At 65.3% G+C, this 20,677-nt stretch carries 18 protein-coding genes; 13 read left to right on the top strand and 5 right to left on the bottom strand.

Going from position 1 to position 20,677, the window contains the following annotated elements; genetic code table 11:
• Window positions 1-272: 272 nt before the first annotated feature.
• On the top strand, window positions 273-959 hold the full coding sequence (locus tag L0U80_RS02340; protein ID WP_124152688.1) for a helix-turn-helix transcriptional regulator: 687 nt from the start codon (window positions 273-275) through the stop codon (window positions 957-959).
• 498 nt (window positions 960-1,457) lie between these two features.
• Here the strand turns inward: L0U80_RS02340 and L0U80_RS02335 are convergent, their stop codons facing one another.
• Entirely contained in the window at window positions 1,458-2,138 is a 681-nt protein-coding gene (locus tag L0U80_RS02335) for a TetR/AcrR family transcriptional regulator (RefSeq protein ID WP_233862269.1), read from the bottom strand.
• A gap of 175 nt (window positions 2,139-2,313) precedes the next feature.
• Here L0U80_RS02335 and L0U80_RS02330 point away from each other — a divergent pair, with 175 nt between their 5' ends.
• The 7 genes from L0U80_RS02330 (at window position 2,314) to L0U80_RS02300 (ending at window position 9,885) form a co-directional block, all read left to right on the top strand.
• Window positions 2,314-3,852: a bifunctional 3-(3-hydroxy-phenyl)propionate/3-hydroxycinnamic acid hydroxylase gene (locus tag L0U80_RS02330; RefSeq protein ID WP_233862268.1), complete on the top strand. Its 1,539-nt coding sequence runs from the start codon at window positions 2,314-2,316 to the stop codon at window positions 3,850-3,852.
• 43 nt (window positions 3,853-3,895) lie between these two features.
• Window positions 3,896-4,798: a VOC family protein gene (locus L0U80_RS02325; protein WP_233862267.1), complete on the top strand. Its 903-nt coding sequence runs from the start codon at window positions 3,896-3,898 to the stop codon at window positions 4,796-4,798.
• Between the two features lie 73 nt (window positions 4,799-4,871).
• Window positions 4,872-5,717: an alpha/beta fold hydrolase gene (locus L0U80_RS02320; RefSeq protein ID WP_233862266.1), complete on the top strand. Its 846-nt coding sequence runs from the start codon at window positions 4,872-4,874 to the stop codon at window positions 5,715-5,717.
• An 83-nt stretch (window positions 5,718-5,800) separates the two neighbouring features.
• Window positions 5,801-6,589, top strand: a complete 789-nt coding sequence (mhpD, locus tag L0U80_RS02315) for a 2-keto-4-pentenoate hydratase (protein ID WP_233862265.1) — start codon at window positions 5,801-5,803, stop codon at window positions 6,587-6,589.
• Window positions 6,590-6,602: 13 nt separating this feature from the next.
• Window positions 6,603-7,544 carry an acetaldehyde dehydrogenase (acetylating) gene (locus L0U80_RS02310; protein WP_233862264.1) on the top strand — a complete coding sequence of 314 codons (942 nt, stop codon included), beginning with the start codon at window positions 6,603-6,605 and terminating at the stop codon, window positions 7,542-7,544.
• Window positions 7,545-7,567: 23 nt separating this feature from the next.
• On the top strand, window positions 7,568-8,596 hold the full coding sequence (gene dmpG / locus L0U80_RS02305) for a 4-hydroxy-2-oxovalerate aldolase (RefSeq protein ID WP_233862263.1): 1,029 nt from the start codon (window positions 7,568-7,570) through the stop codon (window positions 8,594-8,596).
• 179 nt (window positions 8,597-8,775) lie between these two features.
• Window positions 8,776-9,885, top strand: coding sequence for a porin (locus L0U80_RS02300; RefSeq protein ID WP_233862262.1), 1,110 nt, complete (start codon window positions 8,776-8,778; stop codon window positions 9,883-9,885).
• Window positions 9,886-9,981: 96 nt separating this feature from the next.
• Here the strand turns inward: L0U80_RS02300 and L0U80_RS02295 are convergent, their stop codons facing one another.
• The 3 genes from L0U80_RS02295 to L0U80_RS02285 are packed head-to-tail and all read right to left on the bottom strand — an operon-like array spanning window position 9,982 to window position 12,930.
• Window positions 9,982-11,436: an NAD(P)(+) transhydrogenase (Re/Si-specific) subunit beta gene (locus L0U80_RS02295; RefSeq protein WP_233862260.1), complete on the bottom strand. Its 1,455-nt coding sequence runs from the start codon at window positions 11,434-11,436 to the stop codon at window positions 9,982-9,984.
• Window positions 11,433-11,765, bottom strand: a complete 333-nt coding sequence (locus L0U80_RS02290; RefSeq protein WP_233862258.1) for an NAD(P) transhydrogenase subunit alpha part 2 — start codon at window positions 11,763-11,765, stop codon at window positions 11,433-11,435. The genes L0U80_RS02295 and L0U80_RS02290 overlap by 4 nt, the downstream gene beginning before the upstream one ends.
• A 13-nt stretch (window positions 11,766-11,778) precedes the next feature.
• Complete coding sequence (locus tag L0U80_RS02285) at window positions 11,779-12,930, bottom strand: Re/Si-specific NAD(P)(+) transhydrogenase subunit alpha (protein WP_233862256.1); 1,152 nt, start codon at window positions 12,928-12,930, stop codon at window positions 11,779-11,781.
• Between the two features lie 284 nt (window positions 12,931-13,214).
• On the opposite strand from L0U80_RS02285, the gene L0U80_RS02280 reads away from it, so the two are divergent.
• The 3 genes from L0U80_RS02280 (at window position 13,215) to L0U80_RS02270 (ending at window position 16,708) form a co-directional block, all read left to right on the top strand.
• Window positions 13,215-13,718, top strand: coding sequence for an NUDIX hydrolase (locus L0U80_RS02280; RefSeq protein ID WP_233862254.1), 504 nt, complete (start codon window positions 13,215-13,217; stop codon window positions 13,716-13,718).
• A 13-nt stretch (window positions 13,719-13,731) separates the two neighbouring features.
• Entirely contained in the window at window positions 13,732-14,931 is a 1,200-nt protein-coding gene (gene mnmA / locus L0U80_RS02275) for a tRNA 2-thiouridine(34) synthase MnmA (protein ID WP_233862252.1), read from the top strand.
• Between the two features lie 178 nt (window positions 14,932-15,109).
• Complete coding sequence (locus tag L0U80_RS02270) at window positions 15,110-16,708, top strand: FMN-binding glutamate synthase family protein (protein ID WP_233862250.1); 1,599 nt, start codon at window positions 15,110-15,112, stop codon at window positions 16,706-16,708.
• 113 nt (window positions 16,709-16,821) lie between these two features.
• On the opposite strand, the gene L0U80_RS02265 is transcribed toward L0U80_RS02270, so the two are convergent.
• Entirely contained in the window at window positions 16,822-17,433 is a 612-nt protein-coding gene (locus tag L0U80_RS02265; protein WP_233862248.1) for a glutathione S-transferase C-terminal domain-containing protein, read from the bottom strand.
• 213 nt (window positions 17,434-17,646) lie between these two features.
• Here L0U80_RS02265 and L0U80_RS02260 point away from each other — a divergent pair, with 213 nt between their 5' ends.
• Window positions 17,647-19,197, top strand: a complete 1,551-nt coding sequence (locus L0U80_RS02260) for an aminopeptidase P N-terminal domain-containing protein (RefSeq protein WP_373322086.1) — start codon at window positions 17,647-17,649, stop codon at window positions 19,195-19,197.
• A gap of 81 nt (window positions 19,198-19,278) precedes the next feature.
• Entirely contained in the window at window positions 19,279-20,562 is a 1,284-nt protein-coding gene (locus L0U80_RS02255) for a UbiH/UbiF/VisC/COQ6 family ubiquinone biosynthesis hydroxylase (RefSeq protein WP_233862246.1), read from the top strand.
• The last annotated feature ends 115 nt before the right edge of the window (window positions 20,563-20,677 follow it).

Here is a 20,677-nt window from a genome sequence, read left to right as displayed (position 1 = left end):
GGCATCGCGCTCGCTCAGGCGTCGGGTTGTCGGCGGTCGCTTGAGCGAGCGGGCGGCCCGGCCGACTGCGTTCGAGGCGACGCCCGCTGCACGGCCTCATCGCAGCGAAGCATGGTGCGTCGTCGTGCCCAATGCCGCACGCGTGCGCCCGTACGAGCGTGCGCGAGCGGCGCTATGATCGCGGCATCGACCTTCATCGACCCTCATCGTCCCTTTGACTCGCCGCCGGACAGCCCTCCGGCCCCTTCACCGTCGACTCTCCGCGCCCATACATGTCCCGTCGCGCCGACCGCCTGTTCCGCATCGCCGAGCTATTGCGCGGACGGCGTCTCACCACCGCGCAGCAACTCGCCGAGTGGCTCGAAGTCTCGCCGCGCACCGTCTATCGCGACGTGCGGGACCTGCAGTTGTCGGGTGTGCCGATCGAGGGCGAAGCGGGCATCGGCTATCGTCTTGCGCGCACCGCGAGCCTGCCGCCGCTCACCTTCACCGCCGACGAACTCACTGCCCTTGCCGTCGGCGCGCGCATGGCCGAGTCGTGGGGCGGCGCGGCACTCGCAGGCGGCGCACGTGGCGCGCTCGCGAAAATTGCCGCTGCCATGCCTGCGGACAAGCGCGTGGTCCTTGAACGCCTCGCGGTGTTCGCGCCTTCGTATCACGTCGACCGGGGGTTCTCGGAGAAAGTGGATGCGCTACACCGCGCCGTCGATACGCGGCTCGTCGTGCGTTTCGCTTACTGCGACCGGCTCGGCGCGCACACCGAGCGGCGCGTGTGGCCGCTCGGGCTCGTCTATTGGGGCGCGCGCTGGACGGTCGGCGCGTGGTGCGAACTGCGCGAGGACTTCCGCAATTTCGACATCGCGCGCATGACCGGCGTTCAGGTGCTTGAACCGTTTCCCGATGTGAGCGGACGCAGGCTGGCCGATTATTTGCGGCGAGTGAATGCGCCTTCGCAGTAGCGCAGAGGCGCTCGCCGAGGCGTGCCGGATTCCGCAATTCGATGGCGCGTATGGCGCGATGTCATGCGTCGCCCGCCGTGAAGCGCGTTGCACTTCAAAAGACGAACGCGACGGCGCGGCTTTTTCTGGACCGCTGCCGACCTGAATGGCCGTTGCAGCCTGAGGATTCAATGGGTCAACAGGGTGATGAAATCACTCCTCCGCCCCCTTCGATCACCTGATTCGCATTCCGAAACAACATGCTCCGTGCGCCACGAGACCGCGAACAGCGACACCGAGCCGGAAATTCGAGCCGATTTGTGCGAATTCCTTCGCGATCCGCGGGAAAATCGCGGATCGAATGCCTCGATGTACCGGAGTCATTTCCGAATGTCTGCGGACGGCGGCTCGCGAACTATCTGCGACGGATGAATACGCTGCCGAGGCCCGCATCATCTCTATCGCACACGTTGCCTCCAGCCCAAACGCGTAAAGCGTCAAGGCCAGACCCAGTGCCAGTCAACTCTTCGCTTTGCGCGATTTTTTAGCGGCCTTGTTCCGAATCTCAGCCGCACGCGCCTCGCCGAGCGCGGTCATCGCGTCCGTCAATTGCGCCATGTGCGTCGCCATTGACCGGTGGTCCCCCGCCTGAAACGAAATGAACGCGCCATCGAACCCGACCATGCCGAAATACGCAAGGTCGTCCGCGATCGCCGCCGCCACGGCCTCGCCCTCGCTGCTGAACGCGCTGCGGATCATCTCGCACATGTAGTCGCGGCCTTCGTTGCGCACGTCGACGACCATCTGCATCGCCTCGGGCGCCTCAGCCGCCTCGTCGCTCATCACCATCACGAGTAGCAGGCGCAGAAAGTTCTCGCGGTGCGCGAACACCTCGCCCGTCTTCTGCAGATACCAGCCGAGCCGCTCGCGCGGCGTGCCGTCGTCCGGCGGATTCCGGTGCGCTTCGCGCATCGCGGCGAAAAAGCCGTGGGCGCCCTCGGCCATCACTTCCGCGAGCAGTCCCGCCTTCGATCCGAAGTGGTGATAAATCGCGCTCTTCGGGATACCGGTCGCCTCGACGAGCGCAGACATTGAGGTGCCCGCGTACCCGTAGGCCGACATCACGCGCGATGCCGCGTCGAGGATCTCCTGACGCGATCGCTGACCGCGCCGATTACCAGTTTGTTGGGTGTTTTCCATCTCGTAAGTATACGTCCTCGGATTTATGGACCGATCGGTCCATTACTCGTTTTCCCCAATGTCTGGTTTTGGACCCATCGGTACAATTCGTTGACCGAAGTCAAAGGCGGCATTGCGCCGCATCCGAAATAAGTGCCTGGTCCGCCAGGCGACAGAGGAACGAGAGGAGACATCCATGACCGACCAGTACGACGCCGACGTAGCCATCGTCGGCTACGGGCCGAGCGGCATCATCGCCGCGCTCACCCTGGCGAAACACGGCATATCGACGGTCGCTTTCGAGCGGCATCGCGACATCTACCCGCGCGCCCGCGCCGTTACCGTCAACGACTGGACGATGCGAATCTTCCAGAACCTTGGCGTCGACGAGCACGTGCTGAAGCAGATCGACCCGCAGCGCGCGCTGCGCTGGATGCGCTACGACGGCACCGAGATCATGCGCATCGAGCATCCGCCTTCAACGCTTGGCATCAAGCCGCGCTTCTTCAACATCTATCAACCAACGATGGAAGCCGCGTTGCGCGAATGCGCAGAACAGCGCGCCGAACGCATCGACGTGCGCTATGGCTTCGAGGTCGTATCGCTTGAGCAGGACGAAACGGGCGTCACGGTCACCGCGAAAGACACCGCAACGGGTGAAACGATGACGAAGCGCGTGCGCTACGTCATCGGCGCCGACGGCGGCAGCAGCGCCACGCGCAGCATGATCGACGTGAAGCTGCTCGGCGATACGCTGGACGTGATGTGGATCGTGATCGACTGCCGCGTGAAGCGCTGGTGGCCGGATCGCAACCTGCTGACGTTCTGGTCCGACAAGGAGCGACCCGTCGTCGATATCGCGCTGTCCGGCGGCAACCATCGCTGGGAACTGCCGCTCAAGCCCAACGAAACGGAAGCCGACTTCGCGACGACCGAGCAGGTCTGGCCGCTGCTGAAGGCGCTCGGCGTTAGTGAGGATGACGTAGAAATTCACCAGCATGCGTTCTACCGGCACCACACCCGCATGGCGGACAAGTGGCGCGTCGGGCGCGTGTTCCTCGCCGGCGACGCGGCTCACCTGATGCCGCCATGGGCAGGCGCAGGGATGCAGACCGGCATGCGCGACGCGTTCGACCTCGGCTGGAAGCTCGCGGGGGTGCTCAATGGCACGCTGCCCGAGCATTTCCTCGACACCTACGAAACGGAACGGCGTCCCAACGCGGCGTTCTACACGCAGCTCGCCGTCCAGCTCGGCCGCATCATCAAGCAGGAACTGTCGGAAGAAGAACAGGCCGCGCTCAACGCGCCGCCGCCGGCAGACGCGCCTGAGCCTCCGCTGATCGCGCCGCCGGTGCTCGCAGGCGGATGGCTGCGCGGCCCGCTCGCGGACGACAGCATCGTCGGGCGCATGGTGCCGCAGCCGATCGTCGGCGATACGCGCGGTGTGATGGCGCGACTCGACGATCTGCTCGGCGACAGCTTCGTGCTGCTCGGCGACGACGTCGATCCCGCCACGCTGCTCACGCCCGACGAAAAACGCGAGTGGGACAAGCTCGGCACGCGCTACATCGCGCTGCGCCAGCAGGACCAGCACACACAGGGACGCGACGAATTCATCGACCTCGACGGCGTGCTGCGCCCGTGGTTGCGTAAATACGGCGCGCGCGCCGTCGCGCTGCGCCCCGACCGTTTCGTCGCTGCTGCCGACGTGAGCGGCCTCGCCGTGCCCGGCTGATCCGCCACACGACATCGCATCGAACAACGAAGGAGAAAACACGATGAGTACCGTGACGGAACTCGGTTACATCGGCATCGAGGCGAGCGATCTCGCCGCGTGGGAGCGCTTCGGCGTCGATCTGCTGGGTATGCAGCTCGGCAGCCGCCGCGATGACCAGCTCACCTTGCGCATGGACGAGAAAGCGCATCGCTGGATCGTCGTCGCCGGCAGCGCCGACGACCTCGCATTCACCGGTTACGGTTGCGCAACCGATGCGGACCTCGATGCAGTCGTCGCGAAGCTGCGCGCCGCTGGCACCGAGGTCACCGACGGGGACGCACATCTCGCCGCACAGCGGGGGGTCCGTCGCATCGCCGTCACGGCGGATCCGCTCGGCAACCGCGTCGAACTCTACGTCGGACTGGCCGACGGCGACACGCCGTTTGCCTCCTCGCAACTGGCTTCGAATTTCGTGACCGGTGCAGGCGGCGCGGGCCATCAGGTGCTGATCGAGCGCGGCATGGATCGGCAGACTATCGTCGACTGGTACGGGATGCTCGGATTCAGGATGACCGACATCATCAATCAGGAGATGGCGCCCGGCATCGTCGCGAGCGTAGCGTTCCTGCACTGCAACGGACGCCATCACACGCTGGCGCTGGCCAACATGCCGTTCCCGAAGCGGATGCATCACTTCATGATCGAGGCCGCCGAGATGAGCGACGTCGGCCTCGCGTACGACCGCTGCATGGATGCGAAGCAGCCGTTCGAAATGACCCTCGGCATGCACCCGAACGACAGGATGTTCAGCTTTTACGTCCGGACGCCATCGGGCTTCAACGTCGAGTTCGGCTGGGGCGGCCTGGTCATCGACGAAGCCACCTGGCAGGTCCAGCGTCTCGACCGGCTCAGCACCTGGGGCCACCGCCCGCCGCACGTCGTTGCGGACCTGCTGCAAGCGTGATTCCGGTTACTGCCGCAGATCGTAAGGACTGCTGGCAGTTACCCTCCCGACACCTCTCGCAAGGACAGACACCATGCCACTTAATCAAGCCGAAACCAGCCGCACCGTCAAAACGAAGGACTGGACGCTCCATTACCAGGAAGCGGGCCAGGGACACCCGGTGATCCTGCTGCACGGCAGCGGCCCGGGCGCCACCGGCTGGAGCAACTTCTCCGGCAACATCGAAGCGCTCGCGAAGCAGTTCCACGTGTACGCCGTCGACATGCCCGGCTGGGGACAATCGGACGCCGCCACCGTCGAACAACTGGATCACGTTGAAGCGGCGATCCAGTTTATGGACGCGCTCGGCATCGAGCGCGCCGCGTTCGTCGGCAATTCGATGGGCGGACAGACGTCGCTGCGACTCGCGACGGAGCACCCCAACCGCATTTCCCATCTGATCACGATGGGGCCGCCGGTCGGCCGCATGCCGACGCTGTTCGGCGCGGGCGACGGCCCCTCCGAAGGGCTGAAGACGCTGATTCACGCGTACCAGGATCCATCGCCGGAGAACATGCGGCGTCTCGTGGAAATCATGGTGTTCGACAAGGCGCGCTTCGCGACGCCGGAACTGTGCAAGGCGCGATCGGACGCCGCCCTTGCGCGACCGGAGCACCTGAGCAACTACGTCGCCGGACTGCCGAAGGGCGCGCCGTTGCCGAAGTGGGTGAAACCGGAACTGCTGTCCTCGATCAAGGTGCCGACGCTGTTGATTCACGGCCGTGACGACCGCGTGGTGTCGTTCGAAACGTCGCTGTTTCTGCTCGCGAACATTCCCAACTCGCGTCTAGTGCTGCTCAATCGCTGCGGGCACTGGGCGATGATCGAGCACCCCGAAGAGTTCAACCGTGTGGTCGGCGATTTCATCGCCAACGCGTAACAGACCAGACACGTTATCGGCTTTCCGCGACCCGCTATTCGAATGGACGACGCGCAAAGCTGAACCCCAGGAGAAAACAGGTCATGCCCGATAACAAATTGGTAAGTACCCTCGCCGCGCGCCTGCGCGCTGCAGAAGCCTCGCGTGACACGATCGCCCCCGTACGCGGCGAAATCGCCCTCGACGACATGGCCACCGCCTACGCCGTGCAGCAGGCCAACGTGGACCTGCGCGTGGCGAACGGCGAGCGTATCGTGGGCCGCAAGATCGGCCTCACCTCGCTGGCGGTGCAAAAGCAGCTCGGCGTCGACCAGCCCGACTTCGGCGCGCTGTTCGCGTCGATGGCCTATGGCGACGGCGAACCGATCCCGCTCTCGCAGCTGATCCAGCCGAAGGTCGAAGCGGAAATCGCGCTCGTGCTCGAGCGCGATCTCACGCACGAAAAACACACCTTCGTCGACATCATCAACGCCAGCGCCTACGCGCTCGCCGCGATCGAGGTGGTAGACAGCCGCATCGCGAACTGGGACATCCGCTTCGTCGACACCGTGGCCGACAACGCCTCGAGCGCGCGCTTCGTGGTGGGCAGCCGCCCGGTGCCGCTCTCGCAGATCGACCTCACCGCCTGCGCGATGGAACTCTCGCGTGACGGCGAAGTGCTCTCGCGCGGCAACGGTGCGGCGTGCCTCGGCAATCCGCTGAACGCAGCCGTGTGGCTCGCTGACCGCATGGCGCAACTCGGCACACCGCTGCGCGCGGGCGACGTCGTGCTCACCGGCGCGCTCGGCCCGATGGTGGCCGTCAAGGAAGCGGGCATCTATACCGCGCAGATCGAAGGGCTCGGCAGCGTCCGCGCGACTTTCACCGCCTGATCAGAGGATGTAAATGGCAACGCAAAAACTCAAGGCCGCGATCATCGGATCGGGCAACATCGGCACCGACCTCATGATCAAGATCATGCGGCACGGCAAGCATCTGGAGATGGGTGCGATGGTCGGCATCGACCCGGCGTCGGACGGCCTCGCGCGCGCCGCGCGCCTGGGCGTCGCGACCACGCACGAAGGCGTGCAGGGCCTCGTGAACCTGCCGGTCTTCAAGGACATCGACGTGGTGTTCGACGCCACCTCGGCCGGCGCGCACGTGAAGAACGACGCGTTCCTGCGCCAGCACAAGCCTGGCATCCGCGTGATCGACCTCACGCCCGCGGCGATCGGCCCGTACTGCGTGCCGGTCGTGAATCTCGACGCGCACATCGACGCGCCGAACGTGAACATGGTCACCTGCGGCGGCCAGGCGACGATCCCGATGGTGGCCGCGGTCTCGCGCGTGGCGAAGGTGCATTACGCGGAAATCGTGGCGTCGATCAGCAGCAAGTCGGCGGGCCCCGGCACGCGCGCGAACATCGACGAATTCACCGAAACGACGTCGAAGGCCATCGAAGTGGTGGGCGGCGCGGCGAAGGGCAAGGCGATCATCGTGCTCAATCCGGCCGAGCCGCCGGTGATGATGCGCGACACCGTGTACGTGCTGTCCGAACTTGCGGACCAGGCACGGGTGGAAGCGTCGGTCGAGGAAATGGCGAAGGCCGTGCACGCCTACGTGCCGGGCTACCGCCTCAAGCAGAAGGTGCAGTTCGATGTGATCCCCGAGAGCGCACCGCTGAACATCCCGGGCCGTGGCAAATTCAGCGGCCTGAAGACCTCGGTGTTTCTCGAAGTCGAAGGCGCAGCGCACTATCTGCCGGCCTACGCGGGCAACCTCGACATCATGACCTCGGCGGCGCTGGCCACCGCGGAGCGCATCGCCAGCGCCGCTGTGGCGGCCTGAACGACAACGCGAGAACCACGAACATGAGCAAGAAACTCTATATCTCCGACGTGACGCTGCGCGACGGCAGCCACGCAATCCGCCACCAGTACTCGATCCAGAACGTGCAGGACATCGCGCGTGCGCTGGACCGCGCGAAGGTCGACAGCATCGAGGTGGCACACGGCGACGGCCTGCAGGGCTCGAGCTTCAACTACGGTTTTGGCGCGCACAGCGACCTCGAATGGATCGAGGCGGTAGCCGACGTCGTTACGCACGCGCAGATCGCGACGCTGCTGCTGCCGGGCATCGGCACGATTCACGACCTGAAGGCCGCGTACAACGCGGGCGCGCGCGTGGTGCGTGTGGCCACGCACTGCACGGAAGCGGACATCTCGAAGCAGCACATCGAGTATGCACGCGAACTCGGCATGGACACGGTGGGCTTCCTGATGATGAGCCACATGACCACGCCGGAGAATCTCGCCATCGAAGCGAAGAAGATGGAAAGCTACGGCGCGACCTGCATTTACGTGGTCGATTCGGGTGGTGCGCTGACGATGAACGATGTGCGCGACCGGTTCCGTGCGCTCAAGGGTGTACTCAAGCCCGAAACGACGACGGGCATGCACGCGCACCACAACCTGTCGCTGGGCGTGGCGAACTCGATGGTCGCGGTGGAAGAGGGCTGTGACCGTATCGACGCGTCGCTCGCGGGGATGGGCGCGGGCGCGGGCAATGCGCCGCTCGAAGTGTTCATCGGGGCGGCCGAGCGCATGGGCTGGAATCACGGCACGGATCTGTACACGCTGATGGACGCAGCCGACGACATCGTGCGTCCGCTGCAGGACCGTCCGGTGCGTGTCGATCGCGAGACGCTCGCGCTGGGCTATGCGGGGGTGTATTCGAGCTTCCTGCGCCATTCAGAGGTCGCTGCGAAGAAGTACGGTCTGAAGACCGTCGACATTCTGGTTGAACTGGGCAAGCGCCGCATGGTGGGTGGTCAGGAGGACATGATTGTTGACGTGGCGCTTGATTTGAAGAAGCGTGCAACGGATTCGCAGCCGCATTGACCCACACCACCGGTGATGAATTGCCGCCGCATCGCGGCCGTCGCGGAAGACGCCTGAATTTCCGCGACGAGCATTCTTCATAAGCGAACAAGGACGCGTCACCCGATCAAATCAACCACATCATCAAAATTCGTATTCCTAAATACGTAGATAGATATCAGGAAACACGGAGGAGACAAATGAAAATTTCCACACAATTGGGAATCGCGTTGACGCTTTCCGCCGCCGCCGCGCAGGCGTACGCGCAATCGAGCGGCAGCGTGACGCTATACGGCGTGATGGACGCCGGTATCACGTATGTGAGCAATTCCGGCGGACACAGCAATCTGAAGTTCGACGACGGCATCATGTCGCCGAATATGCTGGGCTTCAAGGGCGACGAGGATATCGGCGGCGGCACGCACGCCGTCTTCGATCTCGTGAACCAGTTCGCGGTCGGCAGTGGCGCGATCCAGCCGCCGGGCAAGGGCCTCTTCGGCCGCAACGCGTGGGTGGGCCTGACGAACGATCGCTACGGCTCGATCAAGCTCGGCAACCAGTACGACTTCATGGTCGATTCGCTGTTCTTCGCGCGCACAGACGCCGCGATGATGGTCGGCGGCCTGTACAACTTCCGCGCCGGTCCGTTCCCGAAACTCGCGCTTCCGTACAACCCGCCCTATGCCGGCCAGTTCGACTGGGACCGGATGTCGGGCCAGACGGTGACGAATTCGATCAAGTATCAGTCGCCTGCGATCGAAGGTTTCCGCTTCGGTGCGCTCTATGGTTTCGGCGGCGTGCCGGGATCGTTCGGCAGCGGAAGCTCGGTCAGCGCGGGGATCAACTACGATCACGGTCCGTTCGGCGCCGCAGCGGCCTATACGGAAGTGAAGTACCTGCAAACGGGCGGCCCGCAGGTTACCGTGCGCAACTGGGGCGTCGGCGCGCATTACGACTTCGGCAAGCTCACCACGACCGCGCTCATCACGACGGTGCGCAACATGGCCAATGGCGGCGCAATCGCCCAGGGTGAAGTCGGCGCGACGTATATGCTGACGCCGGCCCTGCAGTTCGGCGCCGACTACATGTACATGAAGGGCAACGGGTTTCTCGACAACAACCACGCGCACCAGATCTCGGCGTCGGTCGATTACTTCCTGTCCAAGCGTACGATGGTCTATACGCAGGCGGTGTATCAACGCGCGAACTCCGGTGCGCAGGCGCTGATCAGCGGTATTCTCGACCCGAACGGGACGTCGAGCGGTCCGAGCCAGTTCCTCACCCGCGTGGGAATCGAAACGCGATTCTAAGCGTTCGAAGCTTCGCTTCCTCGCTTGTAGGCCGATGGTCGCGCGATCGTGCCGCGACCATCGACGTGACCGGACCGCAATGACTTCGCGGTTCGGTCACTCCACCGACTTCACCATCTCCTCGATGACCTTCTTGGCATCGCCGAACACCATCATCGTCTTGTCCATGTAGAACAATTCGTTGTCGAGCCCGGCATAACCCGCCGCCATCGACCGCTTGTTCACGATGATCGTGCGCGCCTTGTAGGCCTCGATGATCGGCATGCCCGCGATCGGCGATTTCGGATCGTTCTTGGCCGCCGGATTCACCACGTCGTTCGCGCCGAGCACGAGCACGACATCGGTCTGGCCGAACTCGTTGTTGATGTCCTCCATCTCGAACACGAGGTCGTACGGCACTTCGGCTTCGGCGAGCAACACGTTCATGTGCCCCGGCATGCGCCCCGCGACCGGATGGATCGCGTAGCGGACATCGACGCCCTTTTCCACGAGCTTGTCGGTCAGTTCTTTCAAGGCATGCTGCGCCCGCGCGACGGCAAGACCATAGCCCGGCACGATCACGACCGATTCTGCGTTGCCGAGCATGAACGCGGCATCGTCGGCGGAACCCGACTTGACCGGACGTTGCTCCTGCGCGCCGCCTGCCGCCGCACTGCCCGCCTCCGCACCGAATCCGCCCAGCAGCACGTTGAAAAACGAGCGGTTCATCGCGTGACACATGATGTACGAGAGAATCGCGCCTGACGAACCGACGAGCGACCCCGCAATGATCAGCATCGCGTTGTTCAGCGAGAAGCCGATGCCCGCCGCCGCCCAGCCCGAGTACGAGTTCAGCATCGACACGACGACGGGCATGTCCGCACCGCCGATCGGAATGATGATGAGCACGCCGAGCGCGAAAGCGATCAACGTCATGATGATGAACGGCAGCCACGACTGCGTGAGGAAGAACAGAATCCCGAAGCCGATCATGCCGAGCGCGAGCATCAGGTTGATCAGATGCTGGCCCGCGTAGACCACGGGCGCGCCCTGGAAGAGCCGGAATTTGTACTTGCCCGACAGCTTGCCGAACGCGATGACCGAGCCGCTGAACGTGATGGCCCCGACGAACGTGCCAATGAACAGCTCGATGCGGTTACCGTAGGGCAGAAAGTCCGGATACGGCGCATCTTCGGCAACCAGCCCGAACGCGGAAGGCTCGGAAACGACGGCATACGCGATGCACACCGCCGCGAGACCGATCAGCGAGTGCATGGCGGCGACGAGTTCGGGCATCTTCGTCATCTCGACGCGCGCGGCGACATACGCACCCAGGCCCCCGCCCACCACGAGCGCCCCGAACAGCAGCGTGAGTCCGAGCCCGAGATTCGAGCCGAATTGTGCGGATTCCTTCACGATCAGCGCGAGCGTCGTGAGAATCGCGATGGCCATACCGGTCATGCCGAACACGTTGCCGGCGCGTGCGCTCTTCGGATTCGAGAGCCCCTTGAGCGCCTGGATGAAGCAGACCGACGCCACCAGATAGAGCAGCGTAACGACGTTCATGCTCATTGCGCGCCCTCCTTGCTTCCGGCCGCAGCCAGCTTTTTCGGCTCCTTCTTGCGGAACATTTCTAGCATGCGCCGCGTGACGAGGAATCCGCCGAACACGTTGACCGCCGCGAGCAGCACGGCGAAGGTGCCGAAAAACTTGCCCGCGCCGCCCACGGTGAGTCCGGTGGCAAGCATCGCGCCGACGATCACGATCGCCGAAATGGCATTCGTCACGGCCATGAGCGGCGTATGCAGCGCGGGCGTGACATTCCAGACCACGTGATAGCCGACGTACACGGCCAGCACGAAGATGATCAGGTTGATGACGGTGTGGTTGATGATTTCCATCGCCGGTCTCCGTTTACGTCTTCTTCGTGACGGCGCCGTCGCGGGCCAGCAGCGTGGCCGCGACGATGTCGTCCGCGAGATCGATGTTGAGCGTGCCTTCCTTCGTGACGATCAGCTTCAGGAAGTCGAGCAGGTTGCGCGCGTAGAGCGCGGAGGCGTCGGCGGCCACCATCGACGCGAGGTTCGTGTAGCCGCAAACCTGCACGCCGTGCTGCGTGACCACCTGGTCCGCCACGGTGAGCGGGCAGTTGCCGCCGCGCCTTCCGGTCGCCGGATCGGCGACCGGGCCGCGCCCCGCCGCGAGGTCGATCACCACCGAGCCCGGCTTCATCGCCTGCACGGTTTCGGCGGGCAGCAACGTGGGCGCGTCGCGGCCCGGGATCAGCGCCGTCGAGATGACGATGTCCGCCTGCTTCGCGCGTTCGTGCACCAGCGCGGACTGGCGCGCGAGCCACGATGGCGGCATCGGACGGGCGTAACCGCCCACGCCCTGCGCGGCTTCGCGCTCCTCGTCGGTTTCGAACGGCACGTCGAGAAACTTCGCACCGAGCGACTCGATCTGCTCCTTCACGGCCGGACGGACATCGGAGGCTTCGATCACGGCGCCGAGGCGCCGCGCCGTGGCAATCGCCTGCAGACCCGCCACGCCCGCGCCGAGCACGAGCACGCGCGCGGCCTTCACAGTGCCGGCGGCGGTCATGAGCATCGGCATGAAGCGCGGATAGAGGTTCGCGGCGACGAGCACGGCCTTGTAGCCCGCGATGTTGGCCTGCGACGACAGCACGTCGAGACTCTGCGCCCGCGTGGTGCGCGGCGCGGCTTCGAGGGCGAAGGCCGTCACGCCCGCCCCGGCGAGCTGCGCCGCGTTTTCGGCGTTGAAGGGATCGAGCATGCCGACCACCACGGCGCCACGCTTCATGAAGGCCAGTTCGCTCACGGAAGGCGACTGGACCTTGAGCACGAGGTCGGCACCGAAGGCGGCAGCCGCGTCGGCGATCTGGGCGCCGACGACCGCATAGGCCTCGTCGGGAAAGCTGGCGGGCACGCCCGCGCCGCTCTGGACGGTCACGCTGTGGCCCTGTGCGACGTACTTTTTGACCGTCTCCGGCGTCGCGGCCACGCGACTTTCGTTCGCCCGCGTCTCTGCGGGCACTCCGATATGCATCGTTGAATCCTCCTCGACCTTCCAGCGCTTTAAAGATTCGGGGGGCCGACGAGGTTCGCCGGCGAGTAATTTTTTTAGTGCAACGGCATAACGACGCACCACTTTAACCGAAAGCCGGGGGCGGATCGACCCCGCGAAAAGCGCCGGTTGCGCGATGTCGCGCGTTCTGGCAGGCAGGCGGACAAACCAGCGGCCGGTCAAAGCATCGGGGGGCGGATGGCCGGTCGAGCCCGCCGCCAGCAGCCCACGGCGTCCTGGCAAAATCGCCGGTAAAATGGCGGTCCATGAATGAGGACACCTGGGCTCCGCACGTCACCGTGGCGGCAATCATCGAGCGCAACGGCCGTTTTCTCCTCGTCGAGGAGCACACGCCGGCCGGCCTGCGGCTGAACCAGCCCGCCGGCCATCTGGAGACGGGCGAAACGCTCGCCGAGGCCGTCGTGCGCGAAACGCTCGAGGAAACGGCGCACGCGTTCACGCCCGAGGCGCTCGTCGGCGTCTATATGACCCACTTCGGCAAACCGGGCGAGAGCGGCGCGACGTATCTGCGCTTCACGTATTGCGGCTCGGTCGCGGATCTTCCGGAAGAGCGCGCGCTCGATCCCGATATCCTCCGCACGCTGTGGATGAGCGCCGACGAACTGCGCGCCGCGAGCGAGCGTCATCGCACGCCGCTCGTGATGAAGTGCATCGACGATTACCTCGCGGGTGTGCGCGTGCCGCTCGAATTCGTGCATGTGCATGCGGTTGGACCCAGAACGGGCCCCAGCGGCGGTCCCCAAGGTTGAAGGCAGCTAAGAGATGAGCAAACGTAAGGTCGTGGTGGGTATGTCGGGCGGCGTCGATTCGTCGGTGACGGCATGGCTGCTCAAGGAGCAGGGATTCGACGTCGTCGGTCTTTTCATGAAGAACTGGGAAGACGACGACGACGGCGAGTACTGCTCGACGCGCCAGGACTGGATCGACGTGGTGTCGGTGGCGGACCTGATCGGCATTGACGTCGAAGCGGTGAACTTCGCCGCCGAATACAAGGACCGCGTGTTCGCGGAGTTCCTGCGCGAGTACTCGGCGGGCCGCACGCCGAACCCGGACGTGCTCTGCAACGCCGAAATCAAGTTCAAGGCATTCCTCGACCACGCGATGTCGCTCGGCGCGGAAACCATCGCGACGGGTCATTACGCGCGCGTGCGTGAGAACGATGGACGTTTCGAGCTGCTGAAGGCCTTCGATCACACGAAAGATCAGTCGTACTTCCTGCACCGGCTGAACCAGGCGCAATTGTCGAAGACGATGTTCCCGCTCGGCGAGATCCCCAAGACGAAGGTGCGCGAGATCGCCGAAAAGATCGGTCTGCCGAACGCGAAGAAGAAGGACTCGACGGGCATCTGCTTCATCGGTGAGCGGCCGTTCCGCGACTTCCTGAACCGCTATCTGCCGACGAAGCCCGGCCCGATGATGACGCCCGACGGCAAGATCGTGGGCGAGCACATCGGCCTCGCGTTCTATACGTTCGGGCAGCGCAAGGGCATCGGCCTTGGCGGCAGCAAGGACGGCAGCGGCGAACCGTGGTTCGTCGCGGGCAAGGACATGGCGTCGAACACGCTCTACGTCGTGCAGGGTCACGATCATCCGTGGCTGCTCGCGCACGACCTGAGCGCGGGCAACGTTAGCTGGGTCGCGGGTGAGGCGCCCGTCGACGGCCACACGTGCGGAGCCAAGACGCGCTATCGCCAAGCGGACGCGCGCTGCACGTTCGGCGCGTCGGCGTCATCCGGCGCGGGCGGGTTCTCGCTGCACTTCCCCGACGCGCAATGGGCCGTCACACCCGGCCAGTCGGCCGTGCTTTATGACGGTGACGTGTGCCTCGGCGGCGGGATCATCGAAGCGGTTCAAACGCTCGCGCCCCACGTGCCCGCCGTTCTGCCGCCCGAGCCGGTCCGCGCGAAGCGCGCACCGCAGAAAAAACCCGCGCTGCTCGGCGGCGCGGCGAGCGAGGCCTAAGCCCGCTCTTGCGTGCGCGGCGTGCAATGCGCCGCGCACGCCCGGCTTCCCGCTTCCCCTCGCTTCCCGTTCCCCGCCTGCCCGCGTCAAGGCCAGATTCACGAACTTCCGGCATCATCCTCGCCAACGCGCAGCCCATGCGGGCCTGCGCATCCGGTCAAGTTCGAGGAGTTGCGCCATGTTTTCCCGACGTTATCTCGCCATGTGGGCCGCCGTATTGGTCACTTTGGCCACGTTCACCGCAGCGGCACTACATCATCTGTCCTGGCTGTGCGCCATCGTGCCGGCGCTGCTGGTCGCGCTCGGTCTCTACGACATGAGCCAGGACCGCCACGCAATCCTGCGCAACTATCCGATCTGGGGCCATCTGCGCTTTTTCTTCGAGTTCGTGCGGCCCGAAATCCGCCAGTACTTCGTCGAAGACGACACCGACGAAAAACCGTTCTCCCTCGCACAACGCAGCCTCGTCTATCAGCGCGCGAAAAACGCCGTCGACAGCCGCCCCTACGGCACCGAGCTCGACGTGAAGGCAGTCGGTCACGAATGGATCAGCCATTCGCTCGCCCCGACGAAGCTCTCCGGTTGCGACTTCCGCGTGCTCGTCGGCGCGGACCGTGCACAGCCCTACTCGATGTCGATCTTCAACGTCTCCGCGATGAGCTTCGGCGCCCTCTCCGCGAATGCGATCCGCGCGCTGAACCTCGGCGCGAAGAAAGGCGGCTTCGCTCACGACACCGGCGAAGGCTCGATGTCGAAGTATCACCGCGAGCACGGCGGCGACATCATCTGGGAAGTCGCGTCAGGCTACTTCGGCTGCCGCAACGACGACGGCACGTTCAACGCCGATAAATTCCAGCGCCAGGCGGCCGAGCCGCAGGTGAAGATGATCGAGGTGAAGCTCTCGCAGGGCGCGAAGCCCGGTCACGGCGGCGTGCTGCTCGCGGCCAAGGTGACACCGGAAATCGCCGAGACGCGCGGCGTTCCGATGGGTCAGGACTGCATCTCGCCCGCGCGCCATTCGGAGTTCTCGACGCCGCGCGGCCTGCTCGAATTCGTCGAGCGCCTGCGCAAGCTCTCGGGCGGCAAGCCCACTGGCTTCAAGCTGTGCATCGGGCATCCGTGGGAATTCTTCGGCATTGCGAAGGCGATGCTCGAAACAGGCATCCTGCCCGACTTCATCGTCGTGGACGGCGCCGAGGGTGGCACGGGCGCCGCGCCCCTCGAATTCACCGATCACATCGGCACGCCGCTGCAGGAAGGACTCCTGCTCGTGCATAACACGCTCGTCGGCATTGGGTTGCGCGAGAGGATCAAGATCGGTGCGAGCGGCAAGATCGTCACGGCCTTCGACATCGCGAAGACGCTCGCGATCGGCGCCGACTGGGTGAACTCCGCGCGCGGCTTCATGTTCGCGGTCGGCTGCATCCAGGCGCAGAAGTGTCATTCGGACCGCTGTCCGACCGGCGTCGCGACCCAGGACCCGGTGCGCCAGCGCGCGCTGAACGTGCCCGTCAAGGGCGAACGCGTGTTCAACTTCCACCACAACACGCTGCACGCCTTGCAGGAAATCATCCAGGCCGCCGGTCTCGCGAGCCCCGACGATCTGCGCGCCCATCACATCGTGCGGCGCGTGTCGTCCTATGAGGTCAAGCTGATGTCGGATCTGCTCAAGTACCTGAAGCCGGGCGATCTGCTGGAAGATCGCTATCGCTATCAGTTGTACGAGAAGTGGTGGCCGGTCGCGCGCAGCGATTCGTTTGCGCCTGCAGAGGGTTGAAGGCAGCAGGCTGAATCGTCTCGCCGGGGGAAAGGCTCCGGCGCGTGCGATGGCGTATGAAGGGCATGATGAACTCAAACGGCGGCCGCGAGCCGCCGTTCAGCCATCTGGCGTCAGCCCTGCGGAAAGGTATCCGCGAACGAGGGACGCTGCGAGAGTTTCTCGAAGTGGCGCGCGAGGTCCGGATGCGCTTCGCGCCAGTTGAGGTTGGGCATGCGGAAGTCGAGATAGCCGAGCGTGCAGCCCACCGCGATATCGGCGAGCGTATAGCGATTGCCCGCGCACCACGCGTTGCTCGCGAGTCCCTTCGCCATAGCTTTCAGGCCCTCGTCGATTTTGTGCTGCTGGCGCGCAATCCACGTGTCGCTGCGCTGCTCGGGCGTGCGTTGCAGGCCTTCCAGACGAATCGCGATGGTCGCATCGAGAATGCCGTCGGCGAGCGCCTCCCAGCAGCGCACTTCAACGCGCTCGCGTCCCGACGGCGGAATCAGCTTGCCGACCGGCGACAGCATATCGACGTATTCGCAGATCACGCGCGAGTCGAACACCGCCTCGCCGTCCTCCATCACGAGACACGGAACCTTGCCGAGCGGGTTCGATTCGTAGATCGTCGTGTCAGCGGCCCATACGTCTTCGAGCACCAGTTTGTATTCAATTTTCTTCTCGGCGAGCATGATCCGCGTCTTGCGGACGTACGGGCTACCGAGCGAACCGATAAGTTTCATCGCAACTGCCTTTTCTGGAATCCGGCGAAAGTATACGTTGGATTGACGTTGCTCTGACGCCCCGCGCGCGCCTCAATCAAAATTCCCCGGCGACGGCTGTGGGCTGAATGCAACACCGGCGCGGCCCGCGTGGGCACTTTACGCGCCGGTGCCTGTGCTGGCGTGTGCTCGAATTGGCGTCCCGCGCACGTTTCAGGTCCCACCTTGCGCCCCATGCCATGCGCATTACGCCAGTCGCGAGCGGCGCGGCGCCCTCAGCGGATGGGGCGCTACGGGCGCTACAATCGCACGATGAACTCGACCTCCACGCCCGCCCTGGCCGCCACGCTGCCCGTCCAACCGCGAGACGCCGACGTACCGCGCGGCCCCGATGGCGGCACCGCGCTCTATCGCGAGCGCCGCGAGCGCGTGCTTGCGGCGATGCGTGCGCGAGGCGGCGGCGTCGCGCTCGTCCCGACGGCGCCCGAGGTCATGCGAAACCGCGACGCCGACTATCCCTACCGGCACGACAGCTACTTCTACTACCTGACCGGCTTCACGGAGCCCGAAGCGCTGCTTGTGCTCGATGCCGACGCTCAGGAAAACCAGCCCGCTTCGATCCTGTTCTGCCGCGCAAAGAATGCGGAACGCGAGACGTGGGAAGGATTCCGCTTCGGCCCGGATGGCGCGCGCGAGGCGTTCGCCGTCGACGCCGCGTTCGCCTTCGATGAACTCGACGCGCGCGTGCCGCAACTCATCGCCAACCGGCCGGCGCTGCACTATGCGCTCGCGGCGTCGGAGCACTTCGACGCGCAGGTGAAGCGCTGGATCGACGCCGTGCGCGCGCAAGGGCGCAGCGGCGTCACGGCGCCGTCCGCCGCGCACGACCTGCTACCGTTGCTCGACGACATGCGCGTCATCAAGGACGCGCATGAGCTCGATACGATGCGGCGCGCCGCGAAGATATCGGCCATTGCACACCGCCGCGCGATGGCCACGTGCCGCCCAGGCATGCGCGAGTACGAACTCGAAGCCGAACTGCTCTACACCTTCCGCAAACACGGCGCGCAGGGCCCGGCTTACGGCTCGATCGTCGCGGCGGGTGCGAACGCGTGCGTGCTGCACTATCCGGCGGGCAACGCGGTCATCCGCGAGGGCGACCTGATCCTCATCGATGCGGCGTGCGAACTGAACGGATACGCTTCGGACATCACGCGCACGTTCCCGGCGAGTGGGCGCTACACGAGCGCGCAGCGCGAGCTTTATGACATCGTGCTCGCCGCGCAGCAGGCGGCTATCGATGCAACGCGCGCCGGCGTGAACTTCGAGGCGCCACACGATGCGGCCGTGCGCGTGCTCGCGCAAGGGCTGCTGGACACCGGCATCGTCGATCGCCAGCGCTTTGCGAGTATCGACGACGTGATCGCCGAGCGCGCCTACGCGCGCTTTTACATGCATCGCACGGGACACTGGCTCGGCATGGACGTGCATGATGCGGGCGATTATCGGGAACGAGGCGGCCAGCGAAGCGCGCTGGAAGGCGCAGCGAAAACCGACGCTCCGCCGCCATGGCGTACGCTTTCACAAGGCATGACGCTCACGATCGAGCCCGGCCTGTACGTTCGTGCGGCCGAGGACGTGCCCGAGCGCTACTGGGACATCGGCATCCGGATCGAGGACGATGCGGTCGTCACCGAAACAGGCTGCGAACTGATCACGCGCGACGTGCCGGTCGAAGCGGACGAAATCGAAGCATTGATGCTGGACGCGCATAAGCACGCCTGAGGCTCCTATCGGCCAGGAACCAGGCCAAAAACCGCAGGCCAACCGCAAGGCCATCGACGAGAACAGACCCAAAGAACCGCCATGAACGCAGCCTCCGCGACGCCCGACATCACGCCCCCGGCCACCGCCCCGTTCGACTACGACGTAACGATCGTCGGCGCCGGGCCGGTAGGCATGGCGCTCGCGGGCTGGCTCACGCGCCGCAGCGCGACGGCCTCGCTGCGAATCGCATTGATCGACGCGCGCGATCCCGAGAACAGCAGCGGCGACCCGCGCGCCATCGCCGTCTCGCAGGGCAGCCGCACGCTGCTCGAGGCGCTCGCGTGGCCGCACGAGGCAACCGCCATCGAGCGCATCCACGTCTCGCAGCGCGGTCACTTCGGCCGCACGCTGATCGACCGCGACGACTACGACCTTCCCGCACTCGGCTATGTCGCGCGCTACGGGACGATCGTGCAGTCGCTTGCGCACGCGGTGCGCGCCACGCCGGTGCACTGGCTGCATCAGACCCAGGCGCTCGATCCCATCGTCGACCACGACGGCGTGACATTGCCCGTCGTGAGCGCGGGCGTCGAGCGCTGGCTGCGCACGCGCATCCTCGTGAACGCGGAAGGCGGACTCTTCAGGCCGCAATCGGACCGAGCCGCGCACGGCGATCCGGACGCAAGCGCGAACGCGGCGAAGGAAGCCGCCGCGCAGGCAAAGGGGGAGACGAAGCGAACGCGCGACTACCGCCAGACAGCGCTGGTAGGCGTAGTGACGCTGTCGGCACCGCAACCGCACGTGGCGTGGGAGCGCTTCACGAACGAAGGCCCGATCGCACTCCTGCCGATGGGCGGCGTGCGCGGCGCGGACTATGCGCTCGTCTGGTGCTGCTCGCCCGAAGAAGCCGAACGGCGTGCGCAGTTGTCGGACGCGGATTTCCTCGCTGAACTCGGCGGCGCGTTCGGCTCGCGCATGGGCCGCTTCACGCAGATCCATGGCCGTGCGGCGTTCGCGCTCGGCCTCTCGGCGCTCGATACGCTCGTCACGGGCCATGGCCGGATTGCGGCAGTGGGCAACGCGGCGCAAACCCTGCATCCCGTTGCAGGCCAGGGGCTGAATCTGGGCCTGCGCGACGCGCACGCGCTGGCCGAGGCCCTGGCGCATCACGGCGCTACGCCGCTCGCGCTCGGCCACTTCGCAAGCCAGCGCGCACTCGATCGCCGCATGACGATCGGCGCGACGGATACGCTCGCACGCCTCTTCACGATCGATTTCGGGCCGCTCGCGACGCTGCGCGGCCTCGCGCTCACCGCGCTCGAATTCGCGCCGCCCGTCAAGTCGGCGCTGGCGCATCAAATGATGTTCGGGCAACGGATCTGACGAAAGCCGGTGCGTGCGCAACGCACGCATCGACATCCGGCGAACCGGGGCAATTCGAGGGTCGAGTCGTTTTTCAAAGGCGCGGACGATAGTGTTCGCGACACAGCGTAAGAAC

Origin of the sequence: Paraburkholderia adhaesiva, assembly GCF_021390575.1 — a bacterium.
GTDB classification, from domain to species: Bacteria; Pseudomonadota; Gammaproteobacteria; order Burkholderiales; family Burkholderiaceae; genus Paraburkholderia; species Paraburkholderia adhaesiva.
This window is presented reverse-complemented; position numbering and strand designations above follow the sequence as displayed.

Coding starts and splice junctions, on each gene's coding strand:
- L0U80_RS02340 (WP_124152688.1), top strand. CDS start 273: ATGTCCCGTCGCGCCGACCGCCTGTTCCGCATCGCCGAGCTATTGCGC.
- L0U80_RS02285 (WP_233862256.1), bottom strand. CDS start 12,930: ATGCATATCGGAGTGCCCGCAGAGACGCGGGCGAACGAAAGTCGCGTG.
- L0U80_RS02280 (WP_233862254.1), top strand. CDS start 13,215: ATGAATGAGGACACCTGGGCTCCGCACGTCACCGTGGCGGCAATCATC.
- L0U80_RS02260 (WP_373322086.1), top strand. CDS start 17,647: ATGCCATGCGCATTACGCCAGTCGCGAGCGGCGCGGCGCCCTCAGCGG.
- L0U80_RS02325 (WP_233862267.1), top strand. CDS start 3,896: ATGAGTACCGTGACGGAACTCGGTTACATCGGCATCGAGGCGAGCGAT.
- mhpD (WP_233862265.1), top strand. CDS start 5,801: ATGCCCGATAACAAATTGGTAAGTACCCTCGCCGCGCGCCTGCGCGCT.
- L0U80_RS02335 (WP_233862269.1), bottom strand. CDS start 2,138: ATGGAAAACACCCAACAAACTGGTAATCGGCGCGGTCAGCGATCGCGT.
- mnmA (WP_233862252.1), top strand. CDS start 13,732: ATGAGCAAACGTAAGGTCGTGGTGGGTATGTCGGGCGGCGTCGATTCG.
- L0U80_RS02320 (WP_233862266.1), top strand. CDS start 4,872: ATGCCACTTAATCAAGCCGAAACCAGCCGCACCGTCAAAACGAAGGAC.
- L0U80_RS02265 (WP_233862248.1), bottom strand. CDS start 17,433: ATGAAACTTATCGGTTCGCTCGGTAGCCCGTACGTCCGCAAGACGCGG.
- L0U80_RS02330 (WP_233862268.1), top strand. CDS start 2,314: ATGACCGACCAGTACGACGCCGACGTAGCCATCGTCGGCTACGGGCCG.
- L0U80_RS02270 (WP_233862250.1), top strand. CDS start 15,110: ATGTTTTCCCGACGTTATCTCGCCATGTGGGCCGCCGTATTGGTCACT.
- L0U80_RS02295 (WP_233862260.1), bottom strand. CDS start 11,436: ATGAGCATGAACGTCGTTACGCTGCTCTATCTGGTGGCGTCGGTCTGC.
- L0U80_RS02300 (WP_233862262.1), top strand. CDS start 8,776: ATGAAAATTTCCACACAATTGGGAATCGCGTTGACGCTTTCCGCCGCC.
- dmpG (WP_233862263.1), top strand. CDS start 7,568: ATGAGCAAGAAACTCTATATCTCCGACGTGACGCTGCGCGACGGCAGC.
- L0U80_RS02255 (WP_233862246.1), top strand. CDS start 19,279: ATGAACGCAGCCTCCGCGACGCCCGACATCACGCCCCCGGCCACCGCC.
- L0U80_RS02290 (WP_233862258.1), bottom strand. CDS start 11,765: ATGGAAATCATCAACCACACCGTCATCAACCTGATCATCTTCGTGCTG.
- L0U80_RS02310 (WP_233862264.1), top strand. CDS start 6,603: ATGGCAACGCAAAAACTCAAGGCCGCGATCATCGGATCGGGCAACATC.